Annotated in this window: 12 protein-coding genes, 1 tRNA gene, 2 rRNA genes and 2 pseudogenes (1 of these 17 only partly in view); 10 read left to right on the top strand and 7 right to left on the bottom strand. The window is 59.7% G+C overall.

What is annotated here, in order from left to right:
- Positions 1-11 precede the first annotated feature (11 nt).
- The 4 genes and pseudogenes from ACO06P_RS23345 to ACO06P_RS23330 all read left to right on the top strand — a co-directional run bounded on the left by ACO06P_RS23345 (position 12) and on the right by ACO06P_RS23330 (position 5,799).
- Positions 12-1,205 carry a DUF3644 domain-containing protein gene (locus ACO06P_RS23345; protein ID WP_420347612.1) on the top strand — a complete coding sequence of 398 codons (1,194 nt, stop codon included), beginning with the start codon at positions 12-14 and terminating at the stop codon, positions 1,203-1,205.
- A gap of 114 nt (positions 1,206-1,319) precedes the next feature.
- Positions 1,320-1,757, top strand: a pseudogene (locus tag ACO06P_RS23340) (transposase); the annotation flags it as partial.
- Positions 1,758-2,529: 772 nt separating this feature from the next.
- Positions 2,530-4,380, top strand: coding sequence for a DUF3363 domain-containing protein (locus ACO06P_RS23335; RefSeq protein WP_420347611.1), 1,851 nt, complete (start codon positions 2,530-2,532; stop codon positions 4,378-4,380).
- Between the two features lie 183 nt (positions 4,381-4,563).
- The gene (locus tag ACO06P_RS23330) at positions 4,564-5,799 is read left to right on the top strand and encodes a hypothetical protein (RefSeq protein ID WP_420347610.1); all 1,236 of its coding nucleotides are present in this window, start codon (positions 4,564-4,566) and stop codon (positions 5,797-5,799) included.
- Between the two features lie 378 nt (positions 5,800-6,177).
- On the opposite strand, the gene ACO06P_RS23325 is transcribed toward ACO06P_RS23330, so the two are convergent.
- Positions 6,178-7,167 carry an endonuclease/exonuclease/phosphatase family protein gene (locus tag ACO06P_RS23325; protein ID WP_420347609.1) on the bottom strand — a complete coding sequence of 330 codons (990 nt, stop codon included), beginning with the start codon at positions 7,165-7,167 and terminating at the stop codon, positions 6,178-6,180.
- A 65-nt stretch (positions 7,168-7,232) separates the two neighbouring features.
- The gene (locus ACO06P_RS23320; RefSeq protein ID WP_420347608.1) at positions 7,233-7,484 is read right to left on the bottom strand and encodes a hypothetical protein; all 252 of its coding nucleotides are present in this window, start codon (positions 7,482-7,484) and stop codon (positions 7,233-7,235) included.
- Between the two features lie 444 nt (positions 7,485-7,928).
- Between ACO06P_RS23320 and ACO06P_RS23315 the strand changes: the two genes are divergently transcribed.
- Positions 7,929-9,152 (top strand): hypothetical protein, encoded by a 1,224-nt coding sequence (locus ACO06P_RS23315; protein ID WP_420347607.1) that lies wholly within the window; start codon positions 7,929-7,931, stop codon positions 9,150-9,152.
- 281 nt (positions 9,153-9,433) lie between these two features.
- Complete coding sequence (locus tag ACO06P_RS23310) at positions 9,434-10,234, top strand: trypsin-like serine peptidase (RefSeq protein WP_420347606.1); 801 nt, start codon at positions 9,434-9,436, stop codon at positions 10,232-10,234.
- Between the two features lie 496 nt (positions 10,235-10,730).
- On the opposite strand, the gene ACO06P_RS23305 is transcribed toward ACO06P_RS23310, so the two are convergent.
- A complete protein-coding gene (locus ACO06P_RS23305; RefSeq protein WP_420347605.1) occupies positions 10,731-10,889 on the bottom strand; it encodes a hypothetical protein in 159 nt (52 codons plus the stop codon).
- A 182-nt stretch (positions 10,890-11,071) separates the two neighbouring features.
- Here ACO06P_RS23305 and ACO06P_RS23300 point away from each other — a divergent pair, with 182 nt between their 5' ends.
- The 4 genes and pseudogenes from ACO06P_RS23300 to ACO06P_RS23285 form a co-directional block, all read left to right on the top strand.
- Entirely contained in the window at positions 11,072-11,533 is a 462-nt protein-coding gene (locus tag ACO06P_RS23300; RefSeq protein WP_420347604.1) for a hypothetical protein, read from the top strand.
- On the top strand, positions 11,533-11,907 hold the full coding sequence (locus ACO06P_RS23295; RefSeq protein ID WP_420347603.1) for a helix-turn-helix domain-containing protein: 375 nt from the start codon (positions 11,533-11,535) through the stop codon (positions 11,905-11,907). The genes ACO06P_RS23300 and ACO06P_RS23295 overlap by 1 nt, the downstream gene beginning before the upstream one ends.
- A gap of 348 nt (positions 11,908-12,255) precedes the next feature.
- Positions 12,256-12,435 (top strand): hypothetical protein, encoded by a 180-nt coding sequence (locus ACO06P_RS23290; protein ID WP_420347602.1) that lies wholly within the window; start codon positions 12,256-12,258, stop codon positions 12,433-12,435.
- Position 12,436: 1 nt separating this feature from the next.
- A pseudogene (locus ACO06P_RS23285) lies at positions 12,437-13,522 on the top strand (recombinase family protein); the annotation flags it as partial.
- A gap of 81 nt (positions 13,523-13,603) precedes the next feature.
- On the opposite strand, the gene ACO06P_RS23280 reads toward ACO06P_RS23285, so the two are convergent.
- The 4 genes from ACO06P_RS23280 to ACO06P_RS23265 form a co-directional block, all read right to left on the bottom strand.
- Positions 13,604-13,969 carry a hypothetical protein gene (locus ACO06P_RS23280; protein ID WP_420347601.1) on the bottom strand — a complete coding sequence of 122 codons (366 nt, stop codon included), beginning with the start codon at positions 13,967-13,969 and terminating at the stop codon, positions 13,604-13,606.
- 112 nt (positions 13,970-14,081) lie between these two features.
- Positions 14,082-14,158: transfer RNA gene (locus tag ACO06P_RS23275), tRNA-Met, on the bottom strand.
- Between the two features lie 160 nt (positions 14,159-14,318).
- Positions 14,319-14,434, bottom strand: a 5S ribosomal RNA gene (gene rrf / locus ACO06P_RS23270).
- A 249-nt stretch (positions 14,435-14,683) separates the two neighbouring features.
- A 23S ribosomal RNA gene (locus ACO06P_RS23265) occupies positions 14,684-15,017 on the bottom strand (it continues 2,415 nt past the right edge of the window).

The following is a 15,017-nucleotide window of genomic DNA, read 5'->3' as shown; positions in this document are numbered from 1 at the left end:
TATTCGAGCCAATGGTCACCAGAAAGAAAGAAGGCGCCCTAACTGCTCATGAGAAAAAGATCGTTAAGGCTCTTCTCGATAAGGGCCGCCGCAATCAGGATATTCAGGCTCTGATTAATATAGATAGGCCGGCAACAATCAATAGCGCCCGTATCACCGAGGTGAAGAAGAACAAGAAGCAGAAATCTGCGTCAGACGACGAAGTGGCGTTTTACGAGATCAAAAAACAATCCGTTGATCCAGCGACTGGTCTCAATTTTCTTGACGACGAACGGTTGATCCGCGCCCGTGAAGCGATGATTCTTGCCGTCCAAATCTTCAACAGCGCAGCCTTCCGGTTCAAGACCGAAGTGTTTTCTGTTTTGGCGAATATCGCGTGGACCTACCTCCTGCACGAGTTTTACGAGCGCAAGAAAGCCAAGATAGAACAAAAGGACGGACGCTCGCTCCTGCTGAGCCAAATGGTCGAGCGGCCTGACTGCCCGCTCTCTGCCGGCGCGAAGAACAATCTTCGCTCACTGAAGACCATCAGGGATGAAGTTGAGCACAAACTGCTCGGCAAGAGCGATGTCAAATGGCTTGGCCTGTTTCAGGCTTGCTGCCTGAACTTTGATAAAGCCATGTGCCAGCTGTTCGGTGACCAGCTCACTCTTGCCCATGAACTCTCCTTTGCGCTCCAGTTCGGTCGCATGAATGTCGAGCAGCTTTCCCTTTTGCACAAATACGAGATTCCGCCCCATATTGACGCGGTTGATGCGCGGCTTAATGAGAAGTTGAGCGAAAACGAGCTGGCTGATCTCGAGTATCAGTTCCGCGTGATCTACACGATGGACTCCGCATCAAAAAGCCGCTCTCATTTTGAATTTGTGCGACCAGAGTCGGATGAGGGAAAAGATATACGGAACGTCCTGGTCCAGCACAAAATCGCCGACCACCTCTATCCACATAAGCCGGGCGCGGTCGTTCGTCTTGTTAAGCAGAAATCTGGGAAGGCCTTTACGTCTCACAATCACACGCAGGCCTGGCGGCTGTTCAAGATCCGTCCGCGTAAATGGGCCAAGCAGCCTGAAAACACCAATAAGGAGTTCTGCATCTTCCACGCTGCCCATGGTGACTACACCTACTCGGACCAATGGGTCGATTATCTAGTTAAACAGGTGAATGACGCTGAGGAATTTGCGGCGATTAAAGCGGTGAAGGTCTGAGCACCAGTATCTTCTTCGTCAGGCGCCACACATCCTGACTATCCCGATAAACTTGGCGTCGGGTGCGTTTGTGCGGGCCATTTGGAGCAGGAATACCTGCGCTGCCACGAGGTGGTTCTGCAGATCGTGGGCGCCGACAGCGTTTGCCGGCGACTGATGACGGTACCCGGCGTCGGGCCTGTGACGGCTCTCGCATTCACCTCGGCGATCGACGATCCACGCCGTTTCAGGCGGTCGAAGGTGGTCGGTGCGGACTTCGGATTGACACCAAGACGCTATCAATCCGGCACTGTCGATTACGACGGCCGTATTTCGAAATGCGGCAACCCGGAGGCGCGGGCTCTCCTGTTCGAAGCGGCTAATTCGGTCCTCTGCCGCGTGCAGAAATGGTCGGTCTTAAAGGCCTGGGGCATGTCGCTTCAGCGCCGCGTAGGCCGCAATAGAGCCGTCGTTGCGGTGGCCCGAAAGCTTGCTGTCATCCTTCACAGAATGTGGATCGACGGTACGGATTTTCGATTCTCGCGGCCGAAAACACAACCGGCGATGGCGTGATGGCAGCGGGATTGTGATGATGGAAGGAGCAATCTGAGTACCGATTTTTAGCCGGATCCGCTACGGCGGATGCGTCCCCTGGTGGGGTCGCAGACGGGAATGAGCCCGCTATCTTGCCGGTGTCGCAGGCAAGCAATTGCCCCGAACACGACGTGAGTGCTAGGGCCTTCTCGCCTCTCTGACTGCAGCTTGTGCCGGCACCAGTCGAGCACGCAGTAGGGCATGGACCACCAGGCGGAAGCGCGAAGCAGAGCTTGATGCGAACAGAGCGAGGTGAAGCTCATGGAAAGTGCATCGAAGAAAAGGAAGCTGAGCGAAAAAAAGAAGCTCCCAATTAGTGAGGGCAAGATAAAGCGAACGCCGTTCGCCGCACCTGTTGGGCGCTAAGTGATTGTCTGCACACTGTTTTTCTAACGCCATTTTGGCACCACCCACCCCTTCCATGGCACCATGATTCTCATAGACTCCTGCATAACCTGCTGAGTTAGCTCTCCTTTCCGTCTTCGTGCGGTGGTGCGGCTTGTCTGGCAGCCGCCCGAGGCTGATATGCAAAGCCATGGCACGTGATGACGACACAGGCTTCGAGCCGCGGCTTGGCCGTTCGCGTCCTCGTGGCAGCGGCCACGGACGCAAGCCGGTCTCCTTCTTGCAGCGGGTCACACGGGAAGTTACCAGGGCCGGCGGCGATCCGCGCCGCATCGGTCTCGCCAAGGGCGCCCGATTTGGAGGAGCGAGGACAGGCCGCTTCAACGCGTGCGGCCGGGGCGCCAAAGTGGTCTCCAGCTTCCCACGCCAGAGCAGCTGGAGCCGGCCCGAGGGCGGCATGCGCTTCCGGGCGCGCCGCGTCATCGTGAAGGCGCGGGTCGTGAAACTGCGCGGCGGCAAGAGCCAGGCCGCCTATGCCCACCTCCGATACCTGCAACGCGACGGCGCGACCTTGGAAGGGGAACGCGGCCAGCTCTACTCAGCAAACCTGGACCGCGCCAATGGATCGGCCTTCCTTGGCCGAGGCCAGGACGACCTTCACCAGTTCCGTCTGATCGTCGCGCCCGAGGACGGGACCGAGCTTGGCGACCTGCGGGACTTCACCCGCCATCTCATGGAACAGATGGAGCATGATCTGGAGACCCAGCTCGATTGGGTCGCCGTCGATCACCACAACACCGGCCATCCCCACTCCCATGTCGTGATCAGAGGGGTCACCGACGATGGGAAGATCCTCAACATCGCCGGCGACTACATCGCCCACGGCATCCGCCACCGGGCGAGCGAGATCGCCACCCTTGAGCTTGGCCCGCAGAGCGAATGGGAGGTCCAGCAGAGGCTCGGCCGGGAGGTGGAACAGGACCGCTTCACCCGGCTCGACCGGGCCGTCCTCCAGGAGGTGAACGACCAGGGCCTCGTCGATCTCCGCATAGGCGAGGAGCAATCCTATCTCGGGCGGGCCAACCGCGCCCTCCTGATCGGACGCCTCAAGCGACTGGAACGGATGGGCCTCGCCCGCCAAGAAGACCCGGCGTGCTGGTCGCTGTCCGGCCGCCTGGAGCGGACGCTGCGGGAGATGGGCGAGCGCGGCGATATTATCAAGACCATGCACCGGGCGATGACCGAACAGGGTCTCGCGCGCGACCCCCGAAGCTATGTGATCCATCGCGGCGCCGACCGGCAGCCGCCGGCCGTCGGCCGGGTGATCGGCAAGGGCCTGGCGGGCGACGAGTTGACCGGGCGGCTGCACCTCGTCATCGACGGCGCGGACGGGCGGGTCCACTACGCCGAAATGAGCGAGGCGGCCGGCGATGAGATCGCGGTCGGCAGCATCGTCGAGGTCGGCCGCGTCAAGGCCCCTCCCCGTCCCGCCGACCGCAACATCGCCGAATTGGCCCGCGACAACGGTGGTCTCTACGAGCCGGCGGTCCATCTCGCCGCCGCCCGCGAAAGCCTGCGCATCCCGGACGGCAATCAAGAGGGCTACGTCGAGGCTCATGTGCGCCGGCTGGAGGCGCTGCGCCGTGCGGGTCTAGTCGAGCGCCTGGACGCCGGCCATTGGCGCGTCCCCCATGACTTCGAGGACCGGGCGCGCGGCTACGACAGCCGGCGCGGCGGGCAGCTTGGCGTAAGGATGCTGTCGCTCATCGACCTTGAGGCCCAGGTGACGGCGAACGCCGCCACATGGCTCGACCGCGAACTGGTCGCCCAAGCGCCGGCCCCTTTACGGGACAGCGGCTTCGGCCGGGAGGCGCGCGAGGCCCTCGCCCGGCGGCGGCAGTGGCTGATGGCGGAGGGGCTGGCCCGCGAGACCGACGCGGGGCTCGTCTACCAGCGCGGCATGCTGACCGCCCTGGCCCAGCGCGAGGTGCGGGAGGCCGGCGGGAAGCTCGGCAGGGAACATGGCCTGACTTTCCGCATGGTGGAGAGCGGCGAGCGTGTCAGCGGCACCTATCGTCAATCCGTTCAGCTCGTCAGTGGCAAGTACGCCTTGGTGGAGCGCTCCAAGGAGTTCACGCTCGTCCCCTGGCGGCCGGTCATCGAAAAGGCCTTGGGCCAGCAGGTCACGGGCCTTGTCCGGGGCAGCGGCATCTCCTGGGATATGGGTCGCAAGCGCGGGCTTGGCATCGGCATGTAGGGCCGCAGATCATTCAGCTTTCTGTAACCGGGCACTTACTCCGTAGAGACATCTAAAGGACGGAGTTCATTCGGCCTGTTCTTCTGTGTTTAGCGAAGATGTCAGCCGTATCGAAGGATTCGAATTGCATCTCCGTCTTTAGTTGTGCAAAAATCGTATATGCAACTTTGGGGGGAGGGTTTCATGATGCGCATAGTTATCTTAGTTCTTCTTTCCTTGTTCATTCTGCCCGAAGAGATTTTTGCAGAAACATACAGGGCAACTGTTGTCAAAGAAGGCGCTTTTCTGATCAATGAGAAGCCCGACCTTGTAATCAACGGGCGGAGAACAAGGGGACTAAAGACGTATCTGCCAATTGGGACGGTAGCAATCGTCACTGGCAAACGTGTCGCGATAAAGGACTCTAAAACCAAAATCCCCGCTTACTACGAGCCCGTAATCACCAACGCTGGCATCTCCGGATTGTTGAGAGCGGATCTTTACAAGATGTTGCCCCCAGGGAAGTGGTTGGTGGCAACATCTGAAGATCAAATTACGGTCCTACAACCACACAAACTTGAGCAGAGAAGCAATTTCACCAAACGCGTAGGCAGGTACGTGCGACTTATAGAAGATCCTGCGGTTGGCGACGAGTACTATAGAGTCAGCCTCCACTGGGCAAAGAACGCAAATGGCGAGGAAGACATTGGTCGAGTTGATGCTTCGTATGTTGAGGAAGGCAGCTTAGTCTATGTTGATACGTCAAACCTTCGCGAATTTATTGAGAAGACACCAAGTATCGAGAAGGTTTATACGCAATCAGACGCTATGGCCGGCGCCACTGATAAAATGCTTGGAGAGGCTCACGATTGGATAATCGGAAAGCTGAATAGCAAGTACAGCGGCGATGTCGACAAACTCAAGTCCTACCTGACAAACGTAACCCTTGCACCCTGCGATATCGAATTGAACGCAAAGGTCACGGTCGATGGCACGTTCTTGGGGACCGGACTTCGCCTAGAAACGCCACTCTCGCTAAAACCAAAAGGGCGCATCTACTACATGGACGCCTACCGGCCAACTAAGTTCGATAGCGACTTGGGTAAGCACTTTGTAGTCTTCCGCGAAATCAAGTGCATAGGCAACCTGCCTAATCGCATGAATTCGATGATAATCCAAGGTAGCAATGTAAGAGGACTAGATTTGATTTTGGACAACCTGCCTGAAAATCTGAGGGGCCCGTGGGATTCCAACTTTAAATCAGATAAGTTCCGAACCCGGATGGTGGTAGTGGACGGCGCGGCGCGATACAGCAACCTGTTCAACTATATCCAGAAGCAAGCAACTCCTGGCACTTGGTTAGGGGAACTCAAGAAACATGAACTGAACGCATTCACTGCTTACCTGATTTCAGTGATTGCCCATTTCGAGAAACCGTAGGGCAAGGAAACTCACCACTTCGAACGAGGTGAACGAAAGTTAGCAAGACGCTTTCTATTTGCCAGTTGTTGTCGAGTACGGAACCATAAAGCGCTCAACGGCATTTCGTCACACTTTTCAAGTATCTAAGCGCCGGGAACGGTGTGTCGCAACACGCACTGACGTCCGGTCATGCTAGCAGCGTGATCGATCGCTCAAACTCAACGGCTTGGTCGGCAAGGACCGGCGATACATCTAATAATCACCCGCGAAAGCCTGCGCATCCCGCACGGCAACTAAGAGGGCTAGGTTTGTCTATCGCACCATCACCGCCCTCTTTGAAAATACTTCGGACTTAGCGAGAGATGCTTAAGTCTTTGAAAGCGCCCAGTTGGCGTTCTAGTTGAACTCCGCCACCATCGGCGCATGATCGGACTCTGGGTACTTCGCATCCGACGCAAAGGCGATGCTTTCATCGTGCACCATCTCATTGTGGATCTCGGCGCGAGCGAGGCTCGCCATCATCCGCCGCGAAACAACCATGTGATCGAGTAGGTTGCCCTTTCCATGATGATAGAGAGTAAAGCGACGGCTATCGGCAATGGACAGGGCCACGGGATGCATCACGCGGGCATTTAGATCGGGGTTTCCGGTATCCTCCGTCATGCCGCGGATTGCCATGACAGGTACTTCGTGGGGCTCGGCATTGAAGTCGCCACAAACGACGATGTTTGCGTCGTCTTCGACATCGAAGATACCGTCGATGAAGATACGCGTTTCCAGCGCAGCTCCGACGCGTTTCATGGAGGACAGAAAGTAGCCTTCCGCCCAGCCCGAGGCCGATTTCCATCTGAACCGCTCAGGCCCCTGACCCGGAATGGGTGTGGGGTTCTTTGACTTAAAGTGAACGTTCAGGATGTGCAGCGGATCTGCATCTCCTTTGCGCAGGCGAACGTAGAGCGTTGGCCGTTCCCACCCTACCTGGATCGGCGTTTGATCGCCGGTCGCGGTGACTCGGGAATACTGAGGAGGATTCACTAATGTGTTCTGCACTTCGCGCACCTCCTCCACCGCATACTCCTGTGCAGAAGCGACGACAAGATTCCGAAACCGCTCTACATCACGCTTACCCTTAAGCGTAGTCGAGGAAAGCGTGAAGTCTGCGTAGCGAGTATGTTGCAGAAGCGTGGAAAGCGCACGGAGCGTGCGGGGACCTTGCTCGCCCTCTGGCGCATCTTGTCCGTGAACCTCTTGAAAACAGATAATGTCTGCGCGTAACCGCTCAAGCATTGGGCGCAGTATCTTTACTCTGACCTCGAACGGAGCGTCCTTTTCCGGGTTCACTTCCGCATCATCCAGATTCTCAATGTTGAATGTTGCGATCCGCATCCAATGTTCCCCAATTGCGCAGAACTGCGTGAAGTGTAGATGCGGCATATTATGGTTTTTCGACATCAGAATAAAGACACGGGCACGGACGAGTGGATCCACAGTGCCGAGGTGAAAAAGGCCGCCGGCGACGGGATCACGATCGCCTGCATTTTCAAGATCGGACGCGCCGAAGCCGCCTCCGTCTTGCCGACCGCGCAACCGCCGAACTTGCCCGGCAGCGCTGCCTCCTCTACGGGTCGGCTATCCATCTCGAAACCGTATGCACCACCATCCAGCTGCCGGCCTGGAACTAAGAAGCTTACGTCGAAGCCCATGTGCGCTGGCTGAAAGCGCTGCGTCGGGCCGCGATCGTCGGGCGTCTCGAAGATGGCAACTAGCGTAAAGCAGACACGTTTCTTGTAGTCTTCAGGCTAGCGGTTGTAGTGATTTCGGGGCGTCCCCATCCCCCCTCCAAGAAAACGGAAACAATGGTCAGCGCAGAAATGCGGAACCTCGACCCGGTCGCCACAGATTGCCAAGCCGCTCCAGCGAATACGAGACAACCCCATCGAAGTCATTCTGGCCTGCAGGTTGGGGGAGCTTGGTCGTGGTTGACACCTAACCACATATTGCTCATCCAGGAGCGCCAGGGGGCCTTCCAGCGGTTAAAAACATCATTTAGAATATCTATCTCTAGTAGCAATTTTCGAAAACACTAGCTGGGATACTGTGCCTTTCTTTATTGGCCTCAGCACAGGGATTATCTTGGGGGGGGGAACATGCGTAACTTGGTTGCAATAATCATTATTTGCCTCATCGCCGGCTGCTCGCCAACGATATCTTCCACATCTGCCGCTTTGGGCAAGTACAAGGGGACCCCTTACTCCTTGCCGAAGGGCCTTGTCCCGGTCCAGGTTTTTGTCGACCAGAACGGCATCGGCATTACGATCGAACCGCCGCAGACCGCAACCGATCCGGAAGTCGGCACCCTGGTCGCACAGCTCAGCCCCTCCCCATTCAATAATGAAAACATCAAGATCGCAGTGGATGAGAGTACCGGCTTTCTGACGACTATCTCCAGCAACTCCGATGCCCAGCTCCTCGCCATCGTCGAGGAAGCGGCGAAGTCCGCAGCGAGGCTCGCGCTGCAGAGCAGCAAGGCGGCCTTCCTGCAAGGCAAGGTCGTCGTGTTCGACGACAGCTTCGATCCACTATCGAAAGGCGACGTCGATCGGGTCAACAAGGGTCTCAAAACTGCCATCTCGAGGGCGGCAAGGGCCTTTACAGCAGCCAGCGACAATAAAGAGACGATCCAGGTCACCGATGTGACACTCACAGTGGCCTATCCCAACGGCGCTACGGCATTTCCAAAGCCATCTGACCCAAACGCGAAGCCAGTGCAGCGAGCGCCCTTGAACACGCCTATATGCAAGGTTGGGCTCTGCGTGCGCAACATGACAACACGCATCATCCGCCTTGAAGTCGACGGCGCACCCTTCGCGGGGCACCCCGTCAACATACCTGAGCGCGAGTTGGCCGTCCTTCCAGTACCCTCGACTGTTTTTGCTGACCAGGACGTCACCATCGGAATCAAGGACGGTGTTGTTAACAAGTACGAAGTGAAGCGTGGCTCCGAGGCGCTGGGGATCGTCAAGATACCCGGCTCGATCCTGAATGGCATCGTGGCAGGTATTACCCAGGGCCTGACCGACGAAAAGTCTATCATCGACAAGCGCAAGGACGTCGCGGAAAGCGAGACAGCGCTCGCTAACGCGACGAAGGCCCGCAACGAAGCCACCGAGTCGCTCGGCCTCAGCAAGTCCAACCTCCAGAACGCGCCGGCCAGTGCTGCGGCGAGAGCCGACTACACCTCAGTGTCGCTAACCGTCTATCCGTTCTCTGAGACGTTGGCGAGAGCCATCAAGGAAGCCGAAGAAGTCATGAAGGCCCTCTCGCCCAATCAATCCAATGGCTCGGCCGACCTGACGGAGCCCGCAAACTAGGCCCGGTGGACAGGCGAATATCGGGAAGCCAATTGTGGAGGCACTCTATGGTCCGCAAATCGAGGAATGCCGCAAAGGTCGACCGGAAATCGCCGGCAAAGAGAAAGTCGGCGCCAAAGGGTCGCTCGCGGAAGCAATCGAAGGCCATGCGGGGCTGGGATCGCGTCGCGATGTCCGACGCGCCCGCCTGCGCGAGCGACTCTCTCGCACGAGATGACAAGCACGACCGAATTGACTCTAGTCAGTCTCTCGTCCGCGGGAAACGCTTTCGGGGAAGCTTCATGGAAGCCACCAACGGCGGCGCGCTTTTCGAAGACATTTTGAGAACCGACCTCCGGTCTGCCCCCTGGAAAGAGCCAGATGCTGTCGGGGACGATTCTGGGACAGGCTACATAGACACTGAGCTTCAGAACGTGATCGGCGGCTCAGACGAACGCACCCTTATTAACGATACGTCGCGGATTCCCGCACGTTCTATAGGACTGTTGAAGATTATCCCTGGCGATGGCATAGCCCGCTACGGAACCGCCTGGCTCATCGGTCCACGCACCCTGGCGACCGCTGCGCACAATCTGTTCCATCCCGAAGCCGGCGAGACGCGCCGCCTGGATGTGGGCCTGGCCTATGACGGCAGATCCGCGCGCGGTGGGTGGCATCATGTCATCGACAATGCCTTCGACCAAGGCTGGCGCCGCGCGCCCTCTGAAGGCAGCCCCTTCGATTATGCGGTCATCAAGATTGCGAACCCGGAGATCGGAAACAAGCTCGGATGGTTTGGCTTCGCCGACTACGAGGACGTCAAGTTTGGCAACATGGCTGTGAACATCTTCGGATATCCAATGGACCTCCGGCGCTTTCATATGTACGGCGTGCGGGGCCGTGTGCTGGATGTGGATGGTGGGCGAATATTCTACAACTGCGATGCAGGTGGCGGGATGAGCGGCGGTCCGGTTATCGCCCGCTTTCCGGACGGCCAGCGTATAGCTGTGGGCATCCATGTTGCTGGCGGCTTGCACTCAAACGTAGGCACCCGCATCAACGATGCCGCCTTTCAGTTATTCGAAACCCACCGGGACTGGTGAGGCCACCCGAGCCTGCAACTTAGTAGGCACGGGGCCTCCGACGTTCCACGCTTCTCTTGATGGAGGCGAAACGGTACCCAGGCATTAGGAGCCCCGACGTAGATTCTTCATCCATTTTTTGGACGAGTCTTCTGCGCGCCTCTCCACCCTGAGCTCGTGGTCCGGCACTGCCCGTCTGGCACCACTGGTCAACCCATCTAACCGCCATCGAAGCCAACAATAGTCTGAAAGAGGTTTCGTCATGGAGGCTGACCTTCTTCACCAGCATGCATGTTGATCAGAAATCCAAGCAAAAGGGGACCCCTGAGACCCTCAGCGATCAGAAAATGCTCTGACTGGTTGTCATCACCGCTGGTGCACAGGGTGTGACAGTCACTTGGCAGGAGATCTCGGCCCCATAGACGCTACTCATACAGTCCCCTCACTCAGCTCACCATCGTTCGGATGGTAACCCGACTCTGCGTACATTGAATACTATGCGATCCAATTCTTGCGATCAGCTTTTCGTTTTGAGGTAGCCGTTTTCCGCTAGGTACTCGACGAGGACCTTCTCGACCAAAGAGGCAACGGTTCGACGGTCGTCATCAGCCGCCTGTTTCACAGCAGCTTTAATGTCCGGTTCAACGCGGATGGAAATTGCTTCTGTCTTAACCATCGTATGCAATCTGCATTCATTGTGTGCAAAAGAGTGTTGACCGAATCGTCCTGTGAACGCATAATACACTCAACTGCACACATGTACCAATTGACCGAATTGTGCGGTCCTAGAGCGGCACGAGAGGATGCGCCAACACCCTCCCGCGCCTGACCACAACCAGACTTTGATGGAGTCCGGTCATGGCTACCCCTACCCTTAGCACAGGACTTTCGCGCCGGGCCATGCTGGCCGGTGGCGCAGCGATCGCCATTCCCACCGCCGCACCCCTCGCCGCGCTCGCTGCACGCGTCGATGGCGACACCCGGGTCGCGATGTTGGCCGAACGGTACCGGCAGGCCACGGATGCTCTGGTCGGCTGGATCGCCGAGGCCGAGCGGCGGGACGGCCCTTTCGCCTACAACGAGCCGGAGTACAGCGCCCGCTACCGGGAGCTCGTCGCGCTCGGCAACCGCTGTACCCTGGCTCTGGCTGAGGCCCGGCCTTCGAGCATCCGCGGGCTCGTCCTCAAACTGCGGCCCGCCTTTTATTGCGACACCCTCCGCAAGGCTCAGGCGGACTGCGACACCACCATACTGCTGCCGGCATTGCATGACCTGGAGCGGCTTGCCGAGGAGGCCGGGACCGCAAAATCGACACTGTGATGCCCCTCACCCGCGAAGTGGGTCTGTTGATCCGCGCCCTGCGGCGGCGGCGCGGCCTGACCCAGGCTCGACTGGCTGAGATGATCGGCCGCTCGGAGGTGGCGCTGCGATCGATCGAGCGCGGCGCTTCGGCCCCCAGCTTCGAGACCTTGGAGCGGCTGGTGCAGGCGCTGGAAGTGCCGCCGGCGGGTTTCTTCCCGGTCGTACGGTCGGGCAGCAACGTGCAGACCGGAGAGCCCGAACGCCGGGCCCGCAAGATCGCCGCCGTCACGGCCCAGGCCCGCACCTTCAACGATGCCGACCTCGCCTTGGCCGAGGCGCTCATCGCCGCTGTCGCCGCGGCCGAACGCGGCCGCCACGGACCCGAACGATGAGCCAATGCAGCGACAACTCCGTCCACGAAAAACGACCTGTCTTTGGGCTTGCCGGCAAGCCTGCCGGGCCGCGCCGGGCTGTCAAGGGTCTGACGACCGCCGGAGGCGGCGGCCTGATTGCCGCCCTTGACAGCCCGCCTTCTTCGGCCCGGCCAGACTGCGGGCAAGATCCAAAGAAAAATCTCTCCTGGATGGGGGTGGATGACGCTGGACGGTGCTTCCCCGGCCTGGACCACGCCCGCGGCAGATTGACGTAACTGCAGAGAAAGATTGAGGTTTTCCCGTTGACCTGTTGCACAACCACGCCTAGGTCTGACTTCTCGCCCGGTTTGTCTTGGGAGCGAGTCGATGACCAACGAGGAGCAGGATCGCCGGCTTGGGAGCCCCCTTGCGGCGAACGACGACGGAGCGGCGGCAAGGCGGCTGGAGACGGCCGTGCTGACCCTGGCGCGGCTCATCGGCCGGCAGATCGCCCGCGAGAGCTTCGCGGAGGGCAAGGCAGCCAACGACAACCGGGAACCCCGCTGATATGACCCGCGCCGCGCTCTATGCCCGCTACTCCTCCGATGCCCAGAACGCGTCTTCGATCGCCGATCAGTTCCGGCTCTGCCGCGAGCAGGCCGAGCGGGAAGGCTGGATCGTTGGGGGGACCTATCACGACGCGGCCATCTCCGGGGCGAGCGTGACCCTCAGACCCGGCGTGCAGGCGCTGCTGCAGGACGCGCAGAAGGGCGCCTTCGATGTGGTGATGGCCGAGGCCCTGGACCGGATCAGCCGCGACCAGGCCGACGTGGCGACACTCTTCAAGCACCTTCGGTTTGCCGGCGTCGAGATCGTCACCCTGGCCGAGGGCGCGGTCTGCGAACTGCACGTCGGGCTAAAGGGCACCATGAACGCCCTCTTCCTGAAAGACCTCGCAGCAAAGACCCACCGGGGCCTGCGCGGCCGGGTCGAGCAGGGCCGCTCCGGCGGCGGGCTTTGCTATGGCTACGATGTGATCGTGGACGATCAGGGCCCAGGCAAGCGCCGGATCAACACGGCGGAGGCGGAGATCGTCCGGCGGGTCTTCCGAGACTTCGCCGCCGGCATCTCGCCGCGCGCCCTGGCGCGGCAGCTCAACGACGAGGGCGTGCCGGGCCCCGGCGGCAAGCTGTGGATCGACTCCACCCTACGCGGCCACGCCAAGCGCGGCACCGGGATCATCAACAACGAGCTCTACATCGGGCGCATCGTATGGAACCGCCTGCGCTACATGAAAGACCCGGAGAGCGGCAAGCGGGTCTCGCGGCTCAATCCGCCGGAACAATGGATCGTCAAGGAGGTGCCCGAACTGCGCATCGTCGACGACGCGCTCTGGCAGGCTGCCAAGGACCAGCAAGCCGCGCTGACGGTGAGATACGCCAAAGTCATCGCGGCGACCCGGGCCGGACGGGCGCGGATGCTGAACGAGACCCACCGGCCCCGCACCCTGCTCTCCGGGCTCGTCTTCTGCGGCTGTTGCGGCGGGCGCTACTCCCTGCGCGGCCAGGGCCGCTATGCCTGTTCCAACCATGTGATGAACGCCAGCTGCGAGAACAGCCGGACCATCAAACGCACGGACCTGGAGGCGCGGGTGCTGGCCGGCCTCAAGGACCGGCTCATGGCCCCGGAAGTGGCCGCCCAGGCCATGCGGGCCTATGTCGAGGAGACCAACCGGCTACGGCGCGAACGCCGCGCCACGGCCGCGGCCGACCGCCGGGCGCTGGCCGAGATGGAAAAGCGCATCGCGGAGATCGTCACCGTCATCGAGGAGGGCGGCTACACCCGCGCCCTGATGGCGCGCCTGCAGAAGCTCGAGGCCGAACAGGTGGACCTCAAGATGCGGTTGGAGAGCGCGGCGGAGGACCTGCCCGATACGCTGCCCACCATTGCCGGCCTCTACCGGGCCAAGGTGGAACGCCTTGCAGAGGCCCTCCAGTGTCCGGAGGAGCGCGCTGAGGCGACGCAGGCCATCCGGGATATCGTCGAGCGCATTACGCTGACACCGGGCCCCGGGCGCGGCGAGATCGACGCCACGCTGCACGGGGACCTCGGGACGATCCTCGATTGGGCGGCGGAGAAACGCGAGAAACTGGCGGAAAACCGGGCCTTAAAGCACCAAACCGACACATCCCTTTCGGGAGTGTCGGTTTCGGTGGTTGCGGGGGCAGGATTTGAACCTGCGACCTTCAGGTTATGAGCCTGACGAGCTACCGGGCTGCTCCACCCCGCGTTTGTCGGGTGGGTGTTGTTTGGATTGCCTGGTTTTGGCGTGATGATGTCCGACGGATCCTTTTGGGGATCCTGTCGTTTCGGATTTTTGTGTTGGGTTTGGTGCCTGGTGTTTTGCGTGCCTGGTGTTTTGCGTTCTTGGCCTTTTGCGTGCTTGGAAGACTTGGCGGCGACCTACTCTCCCACGCCTTAAGACGCAGTACCATCGGCGCTGAGGGTTTTCACGTCCGAGTTCGGGATGGGATCGGGTGTTTGACCCCTCGCCATGGCCACCAAGTCGTCGAAGCACGCAAAGGATTGGTGAGGGGGCCGGGTGTCTGGTTTGGCGTTGTGTCCGACTGTTCCCGTGAGGGAACATGTCGTTGTCTGCATCTACTCGACACAATCCCTTGCGGGATTGGTCGGGCATCGGAGATGGACATCTTCGCTGGCGCGAAGAGTCCGGAGATTTATCACTGGTCGTGACGGGGTTTCTCTCCATTTGCTTATCGCAAACGGAGGCTCCATTTGTTTTCACAAACGGAGGAGGATCAAGCCGATCGAGCGATTAGTAAGGCTCAGCTTCATGCATTGCTGCACTTCCACATGCCTCCTATCGACGTGGTGGTCTTCCACGGCTCTTAGGCGAGGCCTGGTTTTGAGGGGGGTTTCCCGCTTAGATGCTTTCAGCGGTTATCCCGTCCGCACTTAGCTACCCGGCTGTGCCGCTGGCGCGACAACCGGTCCACCAGAGGTGCGTCCATCCCGGTCCTCTCGTACTAGGGACAGATCCTCTCAAGTCTCGAACACCCACGGCAGATAGGGACCGAACTGTCTCACGACGTTCTAAACCCAGCTCACGTACCACTTTAATCGGCGAA

The organism is Pelagibius sp., assembly GCF_965227505.1.
Lineage (GTDB): Bacteria > Pseudomonadota > Alphaproteobacteria > Kiloniellales > Kiloniellaceae > Pelagibius.
Note: the sequence above shows the minus strand (reverse complement) of the source record. Positions and strands in the feature narration are given on the sequence as shown.